The sequence below is a fragment of the Clostridium ragsdalei P11 genome, from assembly GCF_001675165.1.
Lineage (GTDB): Bacteria > Bacillota > Clostridia > Clostridiales > Clostridiaceae > Clostridium_B > Clostridium_B ragsdalei.
Window position 1 is genome coordinate 35,813 of record NZ_LROS01000014.1, and the last position, 21,111, is coordinate 56,923.

General features: G+C 31.2%; 16 protein-coding genes and 1 riboswitch. Of the genes, 10 read left to right on the top strand and 6 right to left on the bottom strand.

Annotation, left to right across the window (positions count from 1 at the left end):
- Positions 1-24: 24 nt before the first annotated feature.
- From CLRAG_RS07850 to CLRAG_RS07860, 3 genes are all read left to right on the top strand, one after another.
- Positions 25-1,251, top strand: a complete 1,227-nt coding sequence (locus tag CLRAG_RS07850; protein WP_065077910.1) for an MFS transporter — start codon at positions 25-27, stop codon at positions 1,249-1,251.
- Positions 1,252-1,400: 149 nt separating this feature from the next.
- Positions 1,401-2,771, top strand: a complete 1,371-nt coding sequence (locus CLRAG_RS07855; protein ID WP_065077911.1) for an 8-oxoguanine deaminase — start codon at positions 1,401-1,403, stop codon at positions 2,769-2,771.
- A 67-nt stretch (positions 2,772-2,838) separates the two neighbouring features.
- On the top strand, positions 2,839-3,969 hold the full coding sequence (locus tag CLRAG_RS07860; protein WP_065077912.1) for a GGDEF domain-containing protein: 1,131 nt from the start codon (positions 2,839-2,841) through the stop codon (positions 3,967-3,969).
- 202 nt (positions 3,970-4,171) lie between these two features.
- Here the strand turns inward: CLRAG_RS07860 and CLRAG_RS07865 are convergent, their stop codons facing one another.
- Both CLRAG_RS07865 and CLRAG_RS07870 read right to left on the bottom strand, forming a co-directional pair.
- Positions 4,172-5,179, bottom strand: coding sequence for an aldo/keto reductase (locus CLRAG_RS07865; protein WP_065077913.1), 1,008 nt, complete (start codon positions 5,177-5,179; stop codon positions 4,172-4,174).
- Between the two features lie 60 nt (positions 5,180-5,239).
- Positions 5,240-6,955 carry a methyl-accepting chemotaxis protein gene (locus CLRAG_RS07870; RefSeq protein WP_065077914.1) on the bottom strand — a complete coding sequence of 572 codons (1,716 nt, stop codon included), beginning with the start codon at positions 6,953-6,955 and terminating at the stop codon, positions 5,240-5,242.
- Between the two features lie 214 nt (positions 6,956-7,169).
- Positions 7,170-7,279: riboswitch (TPP riboswitch) on the top strand.
- A gap of 64 nt (positions 7,280-7,343) precedes the next feature.
- On the opposite strand from CLRAG_RS07870, the gene CLRAG_RS07875 reads away from it, so the two are divergent.
- Positions 7,344-8,126, top strand: a complete 783-nt coding sequence (locus CLRAG_RS07875) for a sulfide-dependent adenosine diphosphate thiazole synthase (protein ID WP_065077915.1) — start codon at positions 7,344-7,346, stop codon at positions 8,124-8,126.
- A gap of 159 nt (positions 8,127-8,285) precedes the next feature.
- On the opposite strand, the gene CLRAG_RS07880 is transcribed toward CLRAG_RS07875, so the two are convergent.
- Positions 8,286-9,041, bottom strand: a complete 756-nt coding sequence (locus CLRAG_RS07880) for a YoaP domain-containing protein (RefSeq protein ID WP_065077916.1) — start codon at positions 9,039-9,041, stop codon at positions 8,286-8,288.
- 238 nt (positions 9,042-9,279) lie between these two features.
- On the opposite strand from CLRAG_RS07880, the gene CLRAG_RS07885 reads away from it, so the two are divergent.
- Complete coding sequence (locus CLRAG_RS07885; RefSeq protein WP_065077917.1) at positions 9,280-10,113, top strand: methyl-accepting chemotaxis protein; 834 nt, start codon at positions 9,280-9,282, stop codon at positions 10,111-10,113.
- A gap of 138 nt (positions 10,114-10,251) precedes the next feature.
- Here the strand turns inward: CLRAG_RS07885 and CLRAG_RS07890 are convergent, their stop codons facing one another.
- The 3 genes from CLRAG_RS07890 to CLRAG_RS07900 all read right to left on the bottom strand — a co-directional run bounded on the left by CLRAG_RS07890 (position 10,252) and on the right by CLRAG_RS07900 (position 13,982).
- Complete coding sequence (locus CLRAG_RS07890) at positions 10,252-11,418, bottom strand: phosphoglycerate dehydrogenase (RefSeq protein WP_065077918.1); 1,167 nt, start codon at positions 11,416-11,418, stop codon at positions 10,252-10,254.
- A 316-nt stretch (positions 11,419-11,734) separates the two neighbouring features.
- Positions 11,735-12,541, bottom strand: a complete 807-nt coding sequence (locus CLRAG_RS07895) for an alpha/beta fold hydrolase (protein ID WP_065077919.1) — start codon at positions 12,539-12,541, stop codon at positions 11,735-11,737.
- 73 nt (positions 12,542-12,614) lie between these two features.
- On the bottom strand, positions 12,615-13,982 hold the full coding sequence (locus CLRAG_RS07900) for an APC family permease (RefSeq protein ID WP_065077920.1): 1,368 nt from the start codon (positions 13,980-13,982) through the stop codon (positions 12,615-12,617).
- A 479-nt stretch (positions 13,983-14,461) separates the two neighbouring features.
- On the opposite strand from CLRAG_RS07900, the gene CLRAG_RS07905 reads away from it, so the two are divergent.
- From CLRAG_RS07905 to CLRAG_RS07925, 5 genes are all read left to right on the top strand, one after another.
- Positions 14,462-15,112, top strand: coding sequence for a GTP pyrophosphokinase (locus CLRAG_RS07905; RefSeq protein WP_065077921.1), 651 nt, complete (start codon positions 14,462-14,464; stop codon positions 15,110-15,112).
- Positions 15,113-15,128: 16 nt separating this feature from the next.
- Positions 15,129-15,803 (top strand): response regulator transcription factor, encoded by a 675-nt coding sequence (locus tag CLRAG_RS07910; protein WP_065077922.1) that lies wholly within the window; start codon positions 15,129-15,131, stop codon positions 15,801-15,803.
- Positions 15,800-17,029, top strand: coding sequence for a sensor histidine kinase (locus CLRAG_RS07915; protein ID WP_065077923.1), 1,230 nt, complete (start codon positions 15,800-15,802; stop codon positions 17,027-17,029). Before CLRAG_RS07910 ends, CLRAG_RS07915 begins: the two co-directional genes overlap by 4 nt.
- A 181-nt stretch (positions 17,030-17,210) precedes the next feature.
- Positions 17,211-19,922 (top strand): EAL domain-containing protein, encoded by a 2,712-nt coding sequence (locus tag CLRAG_RS07920; protein WP_242872113.1) that lies wholly within the window; start codon positions 17,211-17,213, stop codon positions 19,920-19,922.
- 93 nt (positions 19,923-20,015) lie between these two features.
- The gene (locus tag CLRAG_RS07925) at positions 20,016-21,062 is read left to right on the top strand and encodes a GlcG/HbpS family heme-binding protein (protein ID WP_065077924.1); all 1,047 of its coding nucleotides are present in this window, start codon (positions 20,016-20,018) and stop codon (positions 21,060-21,062) included.
- Positions 21,063-21,111 lie beyond the last annotated feature (49 nt).

Consider the following 21,111-nt stretch of genomic DNA (forward strand, 5'->3'; position numbering starts at 1 on the left):
ATGCAATATAAGAGGTAATATAACATGCAACTAATATCAAAATTAAACAGTACATTTTCTGCTCTTAAGCATAGAAATTTTAGATATTTTTGGACAGGGCAGTGCATTTCATTAATGGGCACATGGATACAAAGAACAGCACAAGCATGGCTTGTATATAGTATTACAAAGTCAGCGTTTCTTTTAGGATTATTAGGAGTTTTTCAATTTGGACCTGTATTTTTATTTTCACTGTTTATTGGAGTTTTTATAGATAGATTTTCTAAGAAAAAGCTGCTTATATTAACTCAGTTTATTTTTATGGTACAATCACTTGTACTAGCTTATCTGGTATGGATACATGTGGTTAAATATTGGCACATTGCTGTACTTGCAGTGATTTTTGGATTTGCCCAAACTATTGATTTACCCGTAAGACAATCATTTTACGTTGAACTCGTAGGAAAAGAGGATTTAATGAATGCAATCTCTTTAAATTCTACAGTTATTAATTTGGCAAAGATTGTTGGACCCTCTATTGCAGGTATCTTGATGGTGAAGCTCGGTACTACTACCTGTTTCTTTATTAATGGAATAAGTTTTATACCTGTTATTTATGGAATATGTAGAATAAAAGTTAAAGAAAATAAATTAAAGAGAAATAATCAGAATGTAATAAAAGAAATTAAAGATGGTATTAAATACATAGCAGACAATGATATTTTAAAATTTACAGTTCTACTTATGATTATAGTATGTGTATTTTCAGCAAATTCCGAGGTTATAATACCGGTATTCACAAGTGAAATACTAAAAATGGGTGCAAAAGAGTACAGCTTTCTTTTATCAGCATTTGGTGTAGGAGCATTAAGCGGTGCAATTTTTATGGTACTAAGAAGTAAGCGCGGACTTAGCAAAACCATACAAATTGGAGATGCAATATTAATATCAATAGCTCAAATATTTACATACTTTTTTAGGCAATATTATATAGTTGCTATTTTTATAGTATTTATAGGATTTTTCTATTTAACATTTTTAAATATGTCAAATTCTATATTGCAACTTAATATAACAAATGAGTATAGGGGACGAGTTATGAGCGTATATTCTTTAATTACTTCAGGTTCTGCTCCTATTGGAAATTCATTTGCAGGTGCTGTTATGCAGCAGGCAGGTGCAGGCTTTGGATATTTTGCATGCGGTTTATTTACACTACTACCAACAATTGCTTTATTAATCATGAAAAGCAAATCCAAAAATAGAATTTAAATGATAAAAAGCTATACAAGTATTCATAAAATTGGTAATATAATATTAGAAGAAAAACAGCTTTTCATTTATACAAATCAGTGTCGAGTTAACCACTTTGAATATACTCATTCAAAGTGGTTTTTTTGTTTTTTAAGGGGGATTTTATTATGAAAGCATTACTTTTAAAGAATATTGGAACTGTAGTAACATTTAATGACAAAGATGAAATACTTGAAAATGTAGACATATTAGTAGAAGGTCCAAAAATCACTTCAATAGGTAAGAACCTTAGTGTATCTGATAAGACAGACATAATAGACTGTACCAATCTTGTAGCTTTGCCTGGATTTGTAAATACCCATCATCATTTATATCAAACCTTATTTAGAGGAATAAAAGAAGTTCAAGAAAAACCGCTTTTCCCATGGCTTATTGGATTGTACGAATTTTGGAAAAACATAACTCCCGATGCAGTATATTATGGTGCTTTAGTTGGTTTTAGTGAACTATTAAGAACTGGATGCACCTTAACTTCAGATCATCACTATGTGTTTCCAAACAATCAGCCTCAAACTTTAATAGATGACGAAATCAGAGCAGCAAAAGAAATAGGAATTCGTTTTACTGCCACAAGAGGTTCTATGTCTTTAGGCAGAGATCAAGGAGGACTTCCTCCAATGACAGTTGTTCAAGAAGAAGATAAAATATTAGAGGATAGTGATAGACTTATAAGCAAGTATCATGATGTAAATGATTTTGCAATGACAAGAATTGCACTAGCGCCCTGCTCACCATTCTCAGTTACGAAAGAGTTAATGCTTGAAACGAAGAAGTTAGCTAGAAAAAGAGGAGTTATGATGCATACTCACCTTGCAGAAACGCTGGATGAAGAGAAATTCTGCATTGAAAAATACGGAAGAAGACCTTTTGAACTTATGGAGGAACTTGAATGGGTTGGCTCTGATGTTTGGTATGCACATGGTATATATCTTAGCGATGCAGAAATAGATAGATTAAATGGAACAGGTATTGCACACTGTCCTTCATCCAACATGAAGCTCAGCAGTGGAATCTGCAGGACTTCTGAAATTGTTCAAAAAGGTGGGAAAATAAGTATAGGGGTAGACGGAAGTGCTAGTAATGATGGTTCTAATATGTGGGAGGAAGTTAGACGTGCCTACCTTCTAAACCATTTAAAGTATGGAACAAAAGGACTTAATGCTTATGAAATATTAAAGATTGCAACAAGAGGTGGATCAGATGTGCTTGGAAGAACTGATACTGGAAGACTAGATACCGAAAAAGCTGCAGATATAATATTATTTGATCTTAGCGGAATTGAATATGCAGGATGCCATGATCCACTTGTTTCATTAGTATGCCTTGGAAACTCAAGTTATACCAAAATGACCATTGTTAACGGAAATATAGTTTCAATAGATGGAAAGCTTATTACCATGAATACAGATGAAATAGCAAAAAGCGCTCATAAAATTGCTCAAGATATAGTTAAACATGAAAGAGAAAATAATCTGTAAGGCTATGAAAATATATAGATATTATGGTATCATTTTAATAAACCTAAATTAGATTCAAGGTGGTGATATGACTAATATGATAACATTAATCAGTACAGATATTCTTGCAATTATTGCACTTTGTTTTACAATAAATTTGGCTAAAAGAAATGTTGTTATAAATAATAAAAAAAATATGATTTACATATCTGCATCGGTGACTACAATTATTTTACTAATTTTAGAAATATCGACTATTTTAATGGGATCTTCAAGCAATAGTAACCTTGTGATACCTTATCGCATAGCTAACATCTTAGGATTTTCGTTGAGTCCTGTAATTCCTTTTATTCTTTTCTTATTTTTTAATAACGATAATACGAAAAACATTTTACATAATTTCTTTTTAACAATACCTTTATATTTTAATACTTTTATTTGCATTTTAAGCTACAAAACAGGCTTTATCTTTTTCGTCAATGCTCAAAATCAATATGCACGAGGAAAATTATTTTTACTACCCACTATAATTAGTATGTTTTATTATGTGTTGGTTTTAATTATTGTAATCAAAAATAGTATTGAATATGAAATAGAAGATAAAAAAATTATAATTTCTATTTTTTTTATACCCGTACTAGGAATCATATTGCAGCTTTTATTTAAAAATATAATACTAATTTGGAGTTGTACATCTATATCTTTGCTGCTATATTATATTTTTTTACTTGAGTTACAATTTAGATATGATGTTCAAACTAAAATTAAAAATCGTGCATCATTTGAAAAAGAAATGGGACAGTATGTAAATGGAGATAATAATGCAACAATTGTTATGTTTGATTTAAACAACTTAAAAGTTACTAATGATAAACATGGACATAAAGCTGGGGATGAAATGATCTTTCATGCAGCAAAAGTTATAGAGGAAAGTTTTATGGGCATTGGTACACCATATAGGATTGGTGGTGATGAATTTTGTGTTATTTGTAAGGAAGCTTCAAAAGAATTAGTAGATAGTACTTTATCTTCTTTGGATGACTTATTAGTCAAAATAAATCAAAAGAGACAAATAAAGATTGTCCTTGCTTATGGACATGCTTTTTATAGCAAAGACGCAAGTGAAAGTATATATTCTACATTTTACAGAGCTGATAAAGCTATGTATACTAACAAAGCAAAATTGAAAGGATTTTATGGCAGAAGAAATACCGATTAATAATAAACTTTGCTATAAGTATGGTACAAAAGTTACTGACAAAACTTACAAATTCAATGGATTTGTAAGTTTTAAAGAGGCAGGTTCCTTAGATAGGATTCACTATCTAAGGAACCTGCCTCTTTGTCTGATAAACAAAGTTCTAATCATCAGATAAAAAATATCCGTCGCATCTTTGACTTGCTATTTTCTTTCAAATGTATTATAAAAATGTCTTGTAATCATCATAATTCTTTTTTAAAAGTTCTGGAGTATTTAAGCCATATGGACATCTACTCATACACTTGTTACAGTGAATACAGTCCTCTATTTTTTTCATCTTCTCCTGCCATTCTTCTGATAAGTATACATTCTGCGGTGCACGGCGGAGAAGAAGACTCATCCTTGCACAATCATTAATTTGAATTCCAGCAGAGCAGGGCATACAATACCCGCATCCACGACAGAAGTCACCGGATAATTCCTTTCTGTCATGTTCAATCTGTTTTTTCATATCTTCTGTCAAAACTGGTGGATTATCATTATAGGACAAGAATTCATCCAGTTCACTCTCACGCTGTATACCCCAGATTGGAGCAACATGTTCAAACTGTGCAAGATATGCATATGCCATGGCAGAGTTTGTAATAAGTCCTCCTGATAAAGCTTTCATTGCAATAAAACCCATATTATTTTTCTTGCATGCTTTCACAATTTCTATATCTGCATCGCTTGCAAGGTAACAAAATGGGAACTGCAGCGTATCATATAAATTTGATTCTATTGCCTCTTTTGCTACTGCCAATCTGTGATTTGTAATTCCAATAAAACGAATTTTTCCCTGTTTCTTTGCCTCAAGCATTGCATCATAAAGTCCCGATTCATCGCCAGGTTTTGGACAAAATGCAGGATTATGAAACTGATAGATATCAATATAATTTGTCTTAAGATTTTTAAGGCTCTGCTCTAAATCCTTCCAAAAATCATCCGCATTTTGTGCTGCTGTTTTTGTACTTATAGTAATCTTATCTCTTATGTAAGAAAAGGCAGCTCCAAGCTTTTCCTCACTGTCCGAATACGCTCTTGCAGTATCAAAATAATTGATACCATTATAAAATGCCTTCTGCAATAAATATACGGCATCTTTCTTTGAAATACGCTGTATTGGAAGTGACCCAAATCCATTTTTGCTTACAACTAGTCCAGTTTTTCCTAATGTTACAGTTTGCATATTATCAGCCTCCCTAAAACTTTAGATATTATTATACACCATTGCTAAAAAAATTTATGGTTATAATTTAAACTTTTGTACAAGTTCATTAAGTTTTTGAGCACTGCCTGACTGGATTTGTGCGGTTTTAGCTGCCTGCTCAATTCCCTGTGTTGTTTCATTTATACTTTCTTTTATCACAAATGCATCTTCTGAAGATTTCTGAGCTACTTCTGCCATATTCTGTGCTGCTTCACTCACCTGATTCATGGTTGCAGTAAGTTCTTCTGACATAGCCGCAATTTCTTCCGACGTTTTACTTACAAATTCAGCCTCACTATAATATTGATTTCCCATACTTCCAAAAGCTTCAAATCCTTTACCCACATCTATATGTACAAAATCCAATATATCATTGCTGTTCAATGACATGTTTTCAAATGCCTCTTGGACCTTTGAAATAGTGTCCTGAATACCAGTTGTTGCTTCTGAAGACTGCTCCGCAAGATTTCTTACCTCATCCGCAACTACAGCAAATCCCTTTCCTTTTTCTCCAGCTCTTGCTGCTTCTATTGCTGCGTTTAATGCAAGTAAATTGGTCTGCTGTGCTATGCTCGATATCGTATCAGCCATAATTTTTATGTTTTCTACTACTTTACCATCTTCAATTGCCTTCAACGTTTTTTCTCTTTTTTCATTATAGACTTTTGTTGTTTGTTGGATTGCCCTTTTACCACTTTCCTGTACAGTTAAAGCATGTTCTTTTGACTGGTTTGCACTATTACTTCCATCTAAAGATTTTTGTGAAAGCTCACTTATACTAGAATTAACCTCCTGGATAGATGCTGTAATTTCTTCAGTAGATGCACTTGTTTCTTGTACTCCAGATGCAATATTGTTAACAGCATTTTGCATGTTTTCAGTTTTAGAATAAAGCTCCTCAACAACAGCAGATAATTCTTCGCTGGCCGCACTCATATCCTGAGAATTTTCCATTATATTGTGAATGAGCTTTTTTATATTGTCTCTAGCATTTGTAAGCGCAGCTGCAGTTTCTCCAAATTCGTCTTTTCTAGTAATTGAAGATTTATATGATAAATCATATTTCTCTAGTTTATGTGCAAAATTAAGTAAGTCATGAAGTACCTTGTTTATGTCATTTGATGTAAGTAGCCCTATCAATATTGCAAGAGCAAATCCAAAAATTATCAATATAGCCATTATTACACTTGACATATTATATAATTTTGTATTGTTTTGATTATTGTTTTTTGCATAATTGAGGTTTAAGCTTATTAAATCATTTAAACTTTTAGACATGTTTTCTCTCGTAGGCGTAGCTTTACTTAGCAGTTCATTTTCCGCGGATTCGTAGTCTTTTTTTGATGAAAAATTATCGATATTTTCAACTTCATCCTTATAACTTTTCAATTGACTTTTAAATGTTTCCCAAGTACTCTTTTCTGAAGCGTCCATTTCAAATGTATCAAGAGTTTTAACATATTCGGCATTATTGCTCTCTTTGGCATTTATATCTTTTTCAGCATCTTGCCTTTTTATATCACTCTTTTGATAAACCATCTTTAAAGTATCTGATCTTATATCAGATAAATTCCTATTCATATCGGATAACTTATAAACAATCTGCATGTTTTGATTGTACATATTCTGGGAATTACTTGAAACCTTCTTTAAAGATATTGTTCCCACTATTCCTACAATTAAAATCAATACAGCCACAATTAAATAGGAAATAAGTAATCTTACTTTTACTCTTGCATTTTTCAAAAAGCTCATTAGAGTCCCTCCTCGTATTAAACAAAATAAATATAATGTATAGTTATTTTAAAAATTAGATTTAAATAAATAGTAATAGCTTAAACATAGACTATTTATTTTTAACAGTAAAAATTTATATTAACAAAGTTACATATAAGTGGTATTATAGGAATTGTTAGTAATGCTTAAATATTATTAATGATACTAAAAGTAATAAAAACAAAATAGTAACTATATTTTAATGGGGAGCTCATGTTTTGGGCTGAGAAAGGACTAGTAAGTACCTGACTCTTATAACTTGATCGGAGTAATGTCCGCGTAGGGAAGGTTTAAAATATTTAGCACACCTGTTTCTACGGGTGTGCTTTTTAATTTATAAATTTATATAGTAAAGGAGTAAAGAAAAATGTACTTAGAAGACACAAAAATTTCAAAGGCCATTATTGATACTTACAAAAATAAACTAGAGGATGTTTTACATTCAGATGTAATTATTGTTGGAGGAGGGCCTTCAGGTTTAGTAGCTGCAAGCTATCTTGCTAAAGCTGGAATTAAAACAACCCTTTTAGAGCGCAGCTTGAGTATTGGCGGCGGCATGTGGGGCGGCGGTATGATGATGAATCAGATCGTTATTCAAGAAAGTGCTAAAAGCATCCTTGATGAATCTAACATTGGATACAAAAAATATGAAGAAAATTACTATACAGCTGATTCCATTGAATGTGTTTCTGGACTTACTTTCAATGCAGCACAAGCCGGAGCCAGAATATTAAATTTGATTACAGTAGAAGATGTAATCGTTAAGGATAAATGTATTTCAGGTCTAGTTATTAATTGGGCCGCTGTTGAAAAAACAAGAATGCCTATTGATCCTATAATGATAGAATCAAAGTATGTTCTTGATGCTACCGGACATGATGCATCAGTTGTGAATAAATTAGTAACCAGAATGGGAAATGTTTTAAACACTCCTAATGGAACTTTGGAAGGTGAAAAGCCAATGTGGGCAAATCGAGGAGAAGAACAAGTTGTTGAAAATACTCGTGAAGTTTACCCTGGCCTTTATGTATCTGGTATGGCTGCCAATGCAACTTTTGGTGGTCAAAGAATGGGACCAATTTTTGGAGGTATGTTAATTTCAGGACAGAAAGTTGCCCAGGAACTAATAAAGAAAATTAAAAATTGTTAACATATGGACATGCATAGGTTAATTAATTTATTTAATATTTAAAATAAAAACGTATCCTGCAGGATAGACACAGAAATGATATCGTGTATAATCTTACAGGGTACTCTTATCTGATGGCTACCTACTGTAACACTCCCACTAAGTAAAATTCATTGATATTTAATCAATAGCCTTAGGTATCATTTTCTCAAATGTCTTATCAGATAAGATTTCATTTGTAACAAATTTGCCATTATAAAACAAACTATATGTAGTAAATGGTGCTGGAGACATTCTTGCTTCTTTAGTTGATTCAAATCGGATTGATTTAAAGGCAATTTTTTTCTCGGAAGCAACCTTTTCAATGATAGGCACATACTTTGCAGTAAATGGACACTGATTTGAATAATACAAAACAAAACCTTGTTCTTTAATTGAAGGTACTTTTATATGCTTCATAAAACATGGTTTAGGTGCATTTTCACTAAATGGCAAATAGAATAATTCATAGAAAGGCTCTGAAGTATCAGCCAATTGAAATTTCTTATATTTTAAATACTTAGGATCTGAAATATATGGAATTTTCTTTTTAGCAGACAATATGACTAACCCTAATTTTCCTTTTTCCCTACTATCAGAAATACAGGCATTCAAAAGTTCATTTGAATATCCCTTTCCTTTAAATCGCCCTGATACCCACAGGCAGTCAATAAACATATAGCCCTTTGCCTCAATAGGACACCATGCATTTTCTGCTGGCACATATTCTATAAAACACTTTCCCCTTACATTTCCTTTTAAAAATACCAGACCTTCTTTAAAACGTTTCTTCAGCCATTCTTTTTTTGAAACAACCTGGCAATCTTTATTGCCTGAAATTGCACAGCAAATATGTTCTCTCTCTATATTTTCTTCCGTAATCCTTATTAATTCCATTTTAGCACCTTCCTAGATTTCATTTTTCTTTTATAATATATCAAAAATAGCATGACAACTGCATGTCATATTTGATAGTTATATTTCTTATAAATTCATATTTTCTGCATAATCAAGAGTATAACTTAATCCACAGTAAATAGAAACATATACTCTTTATTAAAAGTAGAAAATGAACCTAATTTATGATATATTGTTAATAAAATATTTCACAAAATTATGAGAGAAGGAATTGTAAATGGAGAAAATTTTTCAATCATTGATTAATACTGCGCCAGTCATAAGTGAAGCACTTGAAGGAAATACAGTTATCACAATTTGGGATAAAGAAAAATGTATATATGCTCTAGACAGTAAAAATAAAAAATCTACTGTAAAAGTCGGAGACAAGACTAATATGAATCTCATAAAAAATGTTGGTGCCAGTGATACCATTTTTAATAAAAAAGAAACATTTAGAGCTGTATTTAATAAAAATGAACATGGTATAGATGCTAAAGTTACCATAATTCCTGCAATTAATAAAGATAGCCAAGTTGTCGGAGTATTAATTTTATCAACAGATATAGAAGACCTCATAAAAATTAAAAATTCCTCTTCAGAATTAAAGAGTTCTCTTCAAGAAACAAGCTCAAGTATATCAGAAATTACTAGCGATGCTGTTAAATTATCTGAAAAATTAAATTATATTATAGAAAATACTGAAGTAACAAAAAAACTAATAACTGAAAGCAATGAGGCTATTACCTTAATTGAAAGCATCTCAAAACAATCTAACCTTCTTGGACTCAATGCTGCAATAGAGTCTTCAAGAGCTGGAGAATACGGAAAAGGTTTCTCCGTAGTAGCAGGAGAAATGAGAAAATTGGCATCAAATAGTAGTGAATCTTCCAAAAAGATCTCTTCGGCACTTGTTGAAATGAACAATAATATGAAAGTAATAATAGATACTATAAATGAATTAGGCGAAATAGCCACAACTCAAGCTGGCTCATTAGAAGAAGTATCTGCAGCAGTAACACAAATCACTGAAAATTCACAGATATTGGTTGATAATATGAAGTTACATTAATTATGGGTTGAAAAACCTCATTTAACTTTTTCTCAATTTTGTGATTAATTAATAATGCATCACCCTTGTATAGTATAAGGTGATGCATTATATATAAAATACCCTATGCTGTCCTTTTATCCGATGACTATAGCATAACTATCTAATAATTCTTACCATTACAACTCCATCGATTGCCTTAATTTTTTCCAATACTTCGGAAGTTACATTTCCATCAACATCTATTATATTGTATGCAATTTTTCCCTTATGACTATTTAACAGACTGGCAATATTTATTTCATTTTGTGCTAATATAGTTGTTACCTGTCCAACCATATTAGGAACATTAATATTTCCCACTAAAAGTCTTATGTGACCTTTATACTCTAAATCACAATTTGGGAAATTTACTGAATTTTTAATAGTACCTCTTTCAAGAAAATTTCTAAGTTCCTCTACTGCCATAGCTGCACAATTTTCCTCCGATTCAGGCGTTGAAGCTCCTAAATGAGGAATTGTAATAATATTGTCATTTCCTATTAATTCATCCTCTGGGAAATCTGTAATATAGCAGCTTACAGTGCCATCTTCTATTGCTTCAAGTAAATCTTTATTTACAACTAGTCCACCTCTTGCTATGTTTATTATTTTCATACCTTTTTTCATAATTGCAAACTTTTCTTTATTAATCATACCTTTTGTATTATTATTTAATGGAACATGAATAGTAATATAATCTGCTTCAGCAAGTAAGTTATCAAAATTCGTCTCTTTTTCTACCTTTCGAGAAAGGTTCCATGCTGAATCTACAGATATGTATGGGTCATACCCTATTACCTCCATACCAAGTGCAAGTGCATCATTGGCAACTGCTGCACCTATAGCACCAAGTCCTATAATTCCAAGCTTTTTTCCTTTAATTTCTGGGCCTTGAAACTGGCTTTTGGATTTCTCCACTAACTTTACAACATCTTCACCTTTTCCTTTAAGAGACTTAGCCCAATTTATTCCCCTATATATCTTTCTTGAAGAAAGAAAGAGAGATGCTAAAACTAACTCTTTAACACCATTTGCATTAGCTCCTGGTGTATTAAATACAACAATTCCATTTTCAGAACATTTGTCTATTGGTATATTGTTAACTCCAGCTCCTGCCCTTGCAATTGCTTTAAGATTTTGAGGAAGTTCGGCATTAAGTAAATTGAAACTTCTAAGAAGAATTCCGTCTGGATTATCGAAATTTTCCCCAATCTCATATAAATCATTTGGCATTGTATTAAGTTTTTCTTGTGAAATGTTATTGTACTTTTGAATTTTAAACATTTAATTGCCCCCTATATCGTTTATCTGATGGCTGCCTACTGTAATACTCCCACTAAGTAACATTCCTTGATAGAAAATAGCTTGACCATTTGTCAGATTTATTATTATATTATCAAAATTCAAGCATTTGGGCAACTCCTCTATAGAAATTAATGTATTTGCTTATAGCTTTTAAAAATACTTGTATATCCTATCTTTTCAAGATAAGAGTTTGTCAGTGTGTTGATCACCACCAAGTTACTGCCAATGCTAGGCGCACTAAAAAGAGCTGTACACTAATTTTTTAGTGTTCAGCTCTTTTTTTATGCTTCCAATATTATAGTGAATCCATAAATGATTTAATTGTATTATTGAAGTCATCTGTTTCCTCCCAAAATGGGCAGTGACTTGATTTATCAAAAATTTTTATTTCAGAGTCTTTAATTTGTTCGTGAAGCCAAAAACCAGCTGCTGGAGGATTAAGTTTTGGATCACCTCCAAATAAAATAATAGTTGGTACATTTATCTTTTTAACAGTCTCTCTGTAATCTTGATAAGTTTGGTTTAAAACAATTGCTTCAGCTATTACAGGGGGTATTTTCATCATTTGACTTAAAAAGAATTCAGAATCCTTCTCGTTAGGTTCATGAATCATTAAATCTATTAATTCTTTATAGAAAGGTTCTCTATCTGTTTGAGTTATTTCAGATATATCTCTTAAATCATTTGTAGTCATTACGCCTAATTTCCAATCTGGCCATGCAAAATCGGATGCTGATTGGTCTACACATATTAAGGCACCAACTTCATTTGGAAACATATCGAAGTAATCCCAAATTACCATAGAACCCATTGACCAACCAAGTAGTGTAGGCTTTTGCAAATTCAATTCCATAATTAATTCATGAAGATCGGAAGCATATGTTTTTACTGTATATCCTTCTAAAGGCTTATCTGAATCTCCGTGTCCTCTAAGATCGACGGCTATAGCATGATACCCTGTATTTTTAAAGAAAGATATTTGTTTTTGAAAAAAATCCTTTGAGCACAGCATTCCATGTACTAAAACAATTGGTTTGCCATTCTTATCTCCAGATTCGACGTAATCAAGTCTTACACCTGATTTTGTATAAAAACTACTCATTTTAAATCACTCCTTAAATATTTTAATAGATTTTTATAATTTATTATTGAATGATATCAAAAACAGTATATAATTATAATGCTATTTTATCTTTGTCAAATTCTTGATTTTTTGTCTTACTTTTATATATAAGTGTAAAGCTATACCCCAAAACATACCAGATCAAAATTATATATGGAAATATATTATTAGGGAAGGCTGGTACAGGATATATATTAGCATAAAATGTGTACGCTAAAACTACCAAGGCTATTATCGGAAATATAAGATCTTTGTTTGTCCAAATTTTATTGTGCTTGAAATAAACTATTGAACCAAGGCAGGTTATAAAATATGCAATTAATAATGACATTGCACCAAGAGTACCACAATATCCAAAGATTATTGTACCATCATTTTTGGATAAAAGAAACACTAAAAGTAATGAAAAAATAAGTAAAACATTTAATGATACATAAGGAGTTTTGTGTTTTGGATGCACTTTTGAAATTATTTTAGGAACATTTCCATCTTGACTCATTGAATAAAATAATCTACTTGCAGCAGCCATAGCACCAAGTCCAGCAGAAAAAGCAGATAAAGATACTACAAATGATGTTAAATATGTATAAAATGTTGGCATGTACATTTTTGATAGGTCTGCAACACTTGAGGGTGATTTTGCTAATGCTGCAATACCATCTTTTGAATGGCTGAATCCTAATACAAGGGCGTAACTCGTAAGTACAAAGAATAAACCTGACATAATTACTGTACTTGCTATTGCTAGTGGAATTGTCTTTTTAGGATTTTTACTTTCTTCACCATAGCTTGAGGCACCTTCAAATCCAGCAAAGCATAATATTGCAAATACTATTGCTTCTCCAATGTTTGAAGGACTATTCTTATTTATTTTAAATGGAATTGTGCTGAATCCTGTTTTACTTATAACAACTATGGCTAGGATTATAATTAAAAATATTGATACAAATTCTAGTATTAGCATTATTTTTGAACTTAGCTTTACATCTGAAAAACATAAATACCAACTTAAAAATAAAGCTACTATGGTATATGGAATCCAACCTATATTTATGCCTGTTGAAGTTGCAATAAGGTCATTAAACATTGAACCAAATGCTGAAAGGCAACCAGCTGTAAATACTGAATAAGTCAAATAAATAGCCCAACCTGATAAACATCCTACCTTTTTACCAAGGGACTCTGTTGTAAAAGTATATACAGAACCTGCAGTTGAAAAGTATTGATTAAATTTCACAAAGGATACAGCAATACATCCTAAAAGCACTATAGAAATTAAGAATACTAGGCTCACAGAATATGAGCAAATACTTGCCATTAGTGGTACATTAAGAGCCATTGCAGATGAAGGTGCTATCATAGCTACTGGCAAGGCAACAACTTCAAGATAAGATAACTCATTTTGTCGTAGTTTTTCCATAATTGGTACACTCCCTTTTAATATGTTTCTAATTTTTTGTAATAGTATTTAATAAATTATAAGCATTGCTATATGCTGCAGTTTAATAATTTTTACAATAGTTTAATGGCAATAATATAATTTTTATATAGTTTTTTTAACAAATTAATAATATTGTAGGATAAATAAATCAAAATTTCAATAGTTTTTTTGTTATATTAAAAAATATGTCAAAAATGCGAGTATTTTTTAGTAAATAAGAATATACATATATAATTATGTATAAAATGATCAAATTTCTGAAATTTATAACCACTATCCTATATTTAGCATGTTAAAATTACCTATAAAATAACTTATTAACACCATATAATTTAACCTATATTTAAGGTTACAATGTTATATTTTATCTGATGGCTACCTAATGTAACACTTCCAATAGGTAAGATTCATTGATATTAAAAATTGAAAATAATTATTTCGATAAGGAGGAATACCTGATGCAGCAGTCTAAATATGACATTAAATGTGAAACACTGTCACCTGAACATGAATTCTATAAAGAATCTTATATACTATTAGAAGGAACAATTATTGAAGTTATCTCAAGATTGGATATTATTCGAAAATACAAAGTAGCAAAGCAATGTAAAGATCCTATTGAACACTGTAAGGCGAGAATTAAGTCGGCTAAAAGTATGAAAAAAAAATTGATGCGAAAAAATTTACCTGTTACGGTAGAAAGCGCTTTAAAGGAAATCCATGATGCAGCTGGAATCCGTGTTATCTGTCCATTCTTAGATGATATTTATTGGATTGTAAACATGCTAAAGAACCAGCATGATATTAAGATTATTAAGGAAAAAGATTATATTCACAATCCGAAACCCAATGGCTATCGTAGTTATCATATGATTTTACAAGTACCATTGCATCTAGAAAACCGGATTGAAATGGTGTACTGTGAGATTCAAATACGTACTATTGCAATGGATTGTTGGGCAAGTTTAGAGCACCAGTTAAAATACAAGAAAAACATTCCTAATGAAAAGATGATTATTAATGAATTAAAACGTTGTGCAGATGAAATTGCTTCAACAGATTTAAATTTGCAGACTATTTCAGATATGTTAAATGAAATACAATATTAAGATGGAGAAGATAGATATGAAAGTTTTACTTGCGGAAGATGAAAAAGAATTGTCAAATGCACTGGCTGCCATTTTAAAACATAATAATTATTCAGTGGATGCTGTGTATGATGGAGCAAACGCGTTAAAATGTGGATTATCCAAAAGTTATGATGTGATTATTTTAGATATTATGATGCCAAAGATGAACGGACTTGAGGCATTGGAAAATTTAAGGAAAGAAGGAATACATACACCGATTTTGATGCTTACTGCAAAGACTGAGATTGAAGACAGAATTCTTGGACTAAATACAGGAGCAGATGATTATTTGAACAAACCTTTTGCTATGGGAGAATTGCTGGCCAGAGTTCATGCTATGACCAGACGAAAGACCGAGTTTACACCAAGCTTAATTAAAGTAGGAAATATTAGCCTCAACAAAGAAAACTATGAATTATCAAGTAAAAAATCCTCTCTAAGACTTGGCAACAAGGAATTTCTTATGCTTGAGATGCTAATGAATAATCCAAAATGTTTGATTTCCACAGAACAGTTTATGGAACGAATTTGGGGATATGATGAGGAAACTGAGATCAATGTGGTGTGGGTATACATTTCTTATCTGCGTAAAAAGCTGGCATCTTTAGGTGCTAATATAAAAATTAATTCAGGGAGAGATGCCTGCTATAAATTGGAGGAGATTAAATGATTAAAAAATTGCAGAGAAAATTCATTATGATTACAATGGGTTCATTGGCTTTAGTTGTGTTTATTCTCCTTGGCTCCATTAACGTAGTTAATCTTTATCAGATAGACCGTAAAGTGAATGGTGCCCTTAAAATTCTTTCAGAAAATCAGGGAAAGTTTCCAATATATAAAAAAGGAAAGCTGCCACCTAATGAGCAAAGATTTGGTTTTCAAATGAATGCAGAAACCCAGTTTGAAACACGGTATTTTGTAGTAAAGGTCAATAAAGACGGTAGTATCCGAGAAATTGATACAAGCCATATTGCTGCTGTTTCTTCAACCGATGCAGCAGGATATGCCAATAAAGTACTGGGTGAGGGTAAAACTAGTGGATATAATGACATCTATAAATATGTAGTAGTAAATGATTCGGTTGGTCTAATGCTTGTATTCATGGATTGTAGAAGTCAGATCCAGATAGCTACTTTATTTTTACTAACCTCTTGTGGAGTTGCACTAATAACTCTTTTGCTTGTATTTATTCTTGTATCTATTTTTTCTAAAAAAGCGATTAATCCCATTATTGAAAATATGGAGAAACAAAAGCAGTTTATTACGGATGCAGGACATGAGATCAAGACGCCGCTTGCTATTATTTCAGCTAATGCAGATGTGCTGGAACTAACTCACGGTAAAAATGAATGGATTACAAGCACTCGAAATCAAATTACCCGTCTTGATAAGCTTGTAAAAAATTTACTAACACTTTCAAAGATGGATGAAGGTAATATTAAATTGGTATTTACTGATTTTGATTTAAGTGATGCAGTTTTTGAAACAACAGCTCCATTTGGTACCATTGCAGAGACACAGCATAAAAAGTTTCTAATGGATATTAAGCCAGGAATAAAATTACATGGAGATGAAGATAGTATTCACCAACTTGTTTCTACTCTTGTGGATAATGCTGTAAAGTATTCTAACGAAAAAGGAACTATCAAAATTTCTTTGTCTGCTGCAAAGAAAGGATCAAAGCTAGAAATATATAATACAACAGATGAGATTGATAAAGAAAATTTAGACAAGTTATTTGACAGATTCTATCGGGCGGACTCCTCAAGATCCAGAGAAACTGGAGGTTATGGAATTGGACTTTCCATTGCCAAATCCATTGTACAGGCTCATCATGGAAAGATTTCAGTTAGAAGTGAGGATGGAAAATCCATTTGTTTTACTGTTCTAATCTAATTAAAGTATCTATTACTGCTTCCTTAACTTTAAGTCAATGCCTACGAAAGATAAAATTTCTACAAAAAATTTTGTAATTGTACATGTTATGACTTAAAATAAATTATAAGCAGTATATAGATCAGTTTAGAGGAGTACGCCGATGTATGGAATTTTATTCAGTATAAGTTTTATAGTTTCTATGATTTTATTAGTTTTTCTGTATAGAGTAAAAAACGCTGCCATTGCAAAGTTATTGATCATAAGTACTTTACTTGTTTCTTTCTGGATCTTAATGGAAATACTTAGCTATTATATAAAAGTAGGTGAAATTGGATTTTTATTTCAGAAGGCAGAATTTATCAGTATAGTGTTTATTTCACCACTTTACTTGTTAACAATAAATGAATATGCTAATAAAAATAAAAAAGATCTTTATTTTATTTTATTGATTTTTATTATACCGATATTATCATTATTGTCTTTAATTTCTAACAGTATACCATACAAATTTATGTCACATGTTAGTATATCATATATTAAGGGTATTCCCATATTGTTGTACGTACCAAGTATCGGATTCTACATTAATATCATTTATACTTACAGCAGTATTTTGGTTGGATGTTATATTCTTATGATAAGAGCAATAAATTCTCCAAAATTATATCGCATACAAAGTACATTTATTTTTATAGGTACAATTATATCAATCGGACTCAACTTTTTGTTTATTAGTCCTAATTTTAAATTACTCTTCATAGATGCTACTCCTATTTGCGTACTATTAACTTTGATTATATTATACTGGGGCATATTTCATATGCCTAAGCTAGTAATGGTACCAATTGCAAGAGGTCTTTTAATAGAAAATATTAAGGACATTGTTATTATAGTAGATTCTTCTGATAAAATAATAGATATTAATCCAGCAGGCATTAAACTTATAATGTCTTTTAAAAATAAGAAATTTAATATTAAACGAGAGATGAATTTTATAGGGATAAAAATTAGTGACATATTAGAATTCGTACCGGACATAAAATATGTTGATACAATAAATAATACAAGCAATGAATATATAATTACCTTTAATTTTAATGATAAAACTTTTTACTATATAGTATATAAATCTTCTATTTTTGATACAGATAAATCTGAAATTGGCAGATTATTTACCTTTCACAATGTAACTAAAATGCAGGAATACACTAATAATCTTAAACAACTAAATGATGAATTATTAATTTCATATAGAATAATCGACACTTCAATGGAAGGTGTATTGATAACAGACGCTTCTGGAAACATTATTAAAGTGAATGATTCTTTTCAGAGAATATCAGGATATAAAAAAGAAGATTTAATAGGAAAAAATCCAAGAATACTTAAATCAGGCCGTCATAATAAAGCTTTCTATTTAAATATGTGGCAAAATTTAATTGCTAACGGTTATTGGGAAGGTGAAATTTGGAATAAAAATAAAAATGGTGAACTATATCCTAAATGGATGTCAATAACATCTTTAAAAGGATCGGATGGAACAGTAGAAAATTACATTGCTATTTCTACAGACATCAGTAAAATAAAAAAGACAGAAGATAAACTTCACAGCCTTGCCTATTATGATTTATTAACAGGAATACCAAATAGAACTCTCTTTTATGAAAGACTTGAGAGATCACTTATAAGAGCTAATGATAATAAAAAGGCAGTAGCTTTGCTATTTATGGATTTAGATGGTTTTAAAGTTATAAATGACTCCCTAGGTCATGCAGCGGGAGATTTACTTCTTAAAGAAGTTGCAGCTCGAATTAAATCTAGTATACGTAAATCTGACACTGTATCAAGGCTAGGGGGAGATGAGTTTACTGTAATACTTGAAAATGTAGACAGTCATGAATATGTAAAAGCTGTATCACAAGCTATCATTGATAAAATACTGCTTCCTTATAATATACTTGATCGGGAAATAACTTTAGGGGTAAGTATAGGAATAGCTTTAGCACCCTATGATGAATCTACTGTTGAAGGTTTAGTGAGAAAATCAGATGCTGCAATGTACGATGCGAAGGAATCTGGGAAAGGAAAATACTCCTTTTCTTCAAAGGAAATTGAGAAGAGAAACCAGGAAATTCTTGAAATGCAAATAAGGCTCAATACAGCACTTCATAACAATGAATTTAGATTATATCTTCAGCCTCAAACTGCCTTTGATGGAAATGAATTTAAAATAGTTGGTGCTGAAGCCCTTATCAGGTGGGAAACAGCAGATGGTAAAATATTTACACCAGATAAGTTCATACCTATATCTGAAAGCAATAGAATGATAATACCTATTGGTAACTGGATATTAGAAGAAATTTTTAGAATTGATAAAGTATTAAAAAGCAATGGTATTAATATTAAATTATCAATTAACATTTCATCAAAACAATTTGAAAATAACAATTTGGTTTCAAAAATTAAGGAGATTTTCAAAGAAAATAGTTCTCAAAATATTGATTTAACAATTGAAATAACAGAGAGTTTTTTGCTGCAGAATATTGAAGAAGCAATACAAAGCCTGCTGGAAATAAAGAAATTAGGAATTAGCATTTCAATAGATGACTTCGGTACAGGTTTTTCTTCTCTGAGTTATTTAACTCGTTTACCTGTAGATTATTTGAAAATTGATAAGTCCTTCATAGACGATATTGCAAATATAAATTACAAGAATATTACCCCAAGTATTATTTCTATGGCAAAAACACTTAATCTAAAAACAGTTGCAGAGGGTGTAGAAACTCAAGAACAAATTAACAGATTAATAGGTGAAGGATGTGACGAACTTCAAGGATATTATTTTAGTAAACCCCTTGCTATCAACGATTTTATCAAATATGTAAAGCAATATAACATTAATAAAAATTAACAAGTACATATTCCACTCCTTTTAAGGAAAAAATATAAAAAGTACATTTGAAGTTTTAAGTAAATTATATATTCCAAGAAAGGAGTCTTATTAATGAAGATAAATAAAAAGTCATTTCTTGCATTAATTTTATCACTTATGTCGGTAGTACCTTTTTCTGGCTGTCAAAATACTACTGGAAACAATGAATCAAAAACTACTACCGAACCTGCAACAATTGAAGCAAAAAATACTAATATCAAAGTAGGCCGATCTATTGTAAATTTAGCCCTTGCAAAACAAATTACTACTGCAGCTGAGGCAAAGGCAAAAGAAATAAAGGTTCCCATGTATATTACTATTGATGATGCTGATGCAAATTTAATTTCTATTAATAGAATGGCTGGCACAATTTTGGCTAGTGAAAAAATATCACAGGGTAAAGCATATACTGCCGTTGCACTAAAAATGCCAACTAGTAAACTTACATCTCTAGCTCAACCAGGATCATCTTTATATGGTATACAAAATAATAGCAATATAATTATTTTTGGTGGAGGTTTCCCTCTACTACTGAATGGTGAAATTATTGGTTCTATTGGTGTAAGCGGTGGTTCTGTTGAGCAAGACATGCAAGTAGCTCAAGCTGGTTTGAAAAAATATAAAGAAATTGCTGAAGGCTTGAAGAGCAACTCTGTAATAACACAATCAGAGGCATCTAAAAATATAACTGGCACTAAAATAACTGATTATGGAATTAATGTTGAACTAGCGAGAAAAATGGCTATTGCAGTTGAGAAAAAATCTGCTGAAATCGGCGTACCAATGTGGTTCTCTGCAGTAGACAAAGGTGGTAATCTAATTTTAGAGCAAAGAATGGAAGAAGCTTTGCTGGCAAGTAGAGAAATTTCATTAAACAAAGCATATACAGCAGCTACTCTTAAGCTTCCAACAGATGAAGTTTCAAAACTTTCCCAACCTGGAGCTCCTCTATTTGGTGTCCAGTCTGTTTCTAGAATGATCACGTTTGGAGGCGGATATCCACTTTCATATAACGGAAAAGTTATAGGTGGTGTTGGTGTAAGCGGCGGATCTGTTGAGCAAGACATGCAAGTAGCTCAAGCCGCTATGGATGTATACAATGCAGAATTGAAAAAATAGTTGAAGAAAATAAAATTTTAAAATACAAGGAAAGAAGGTAGCAATCAGC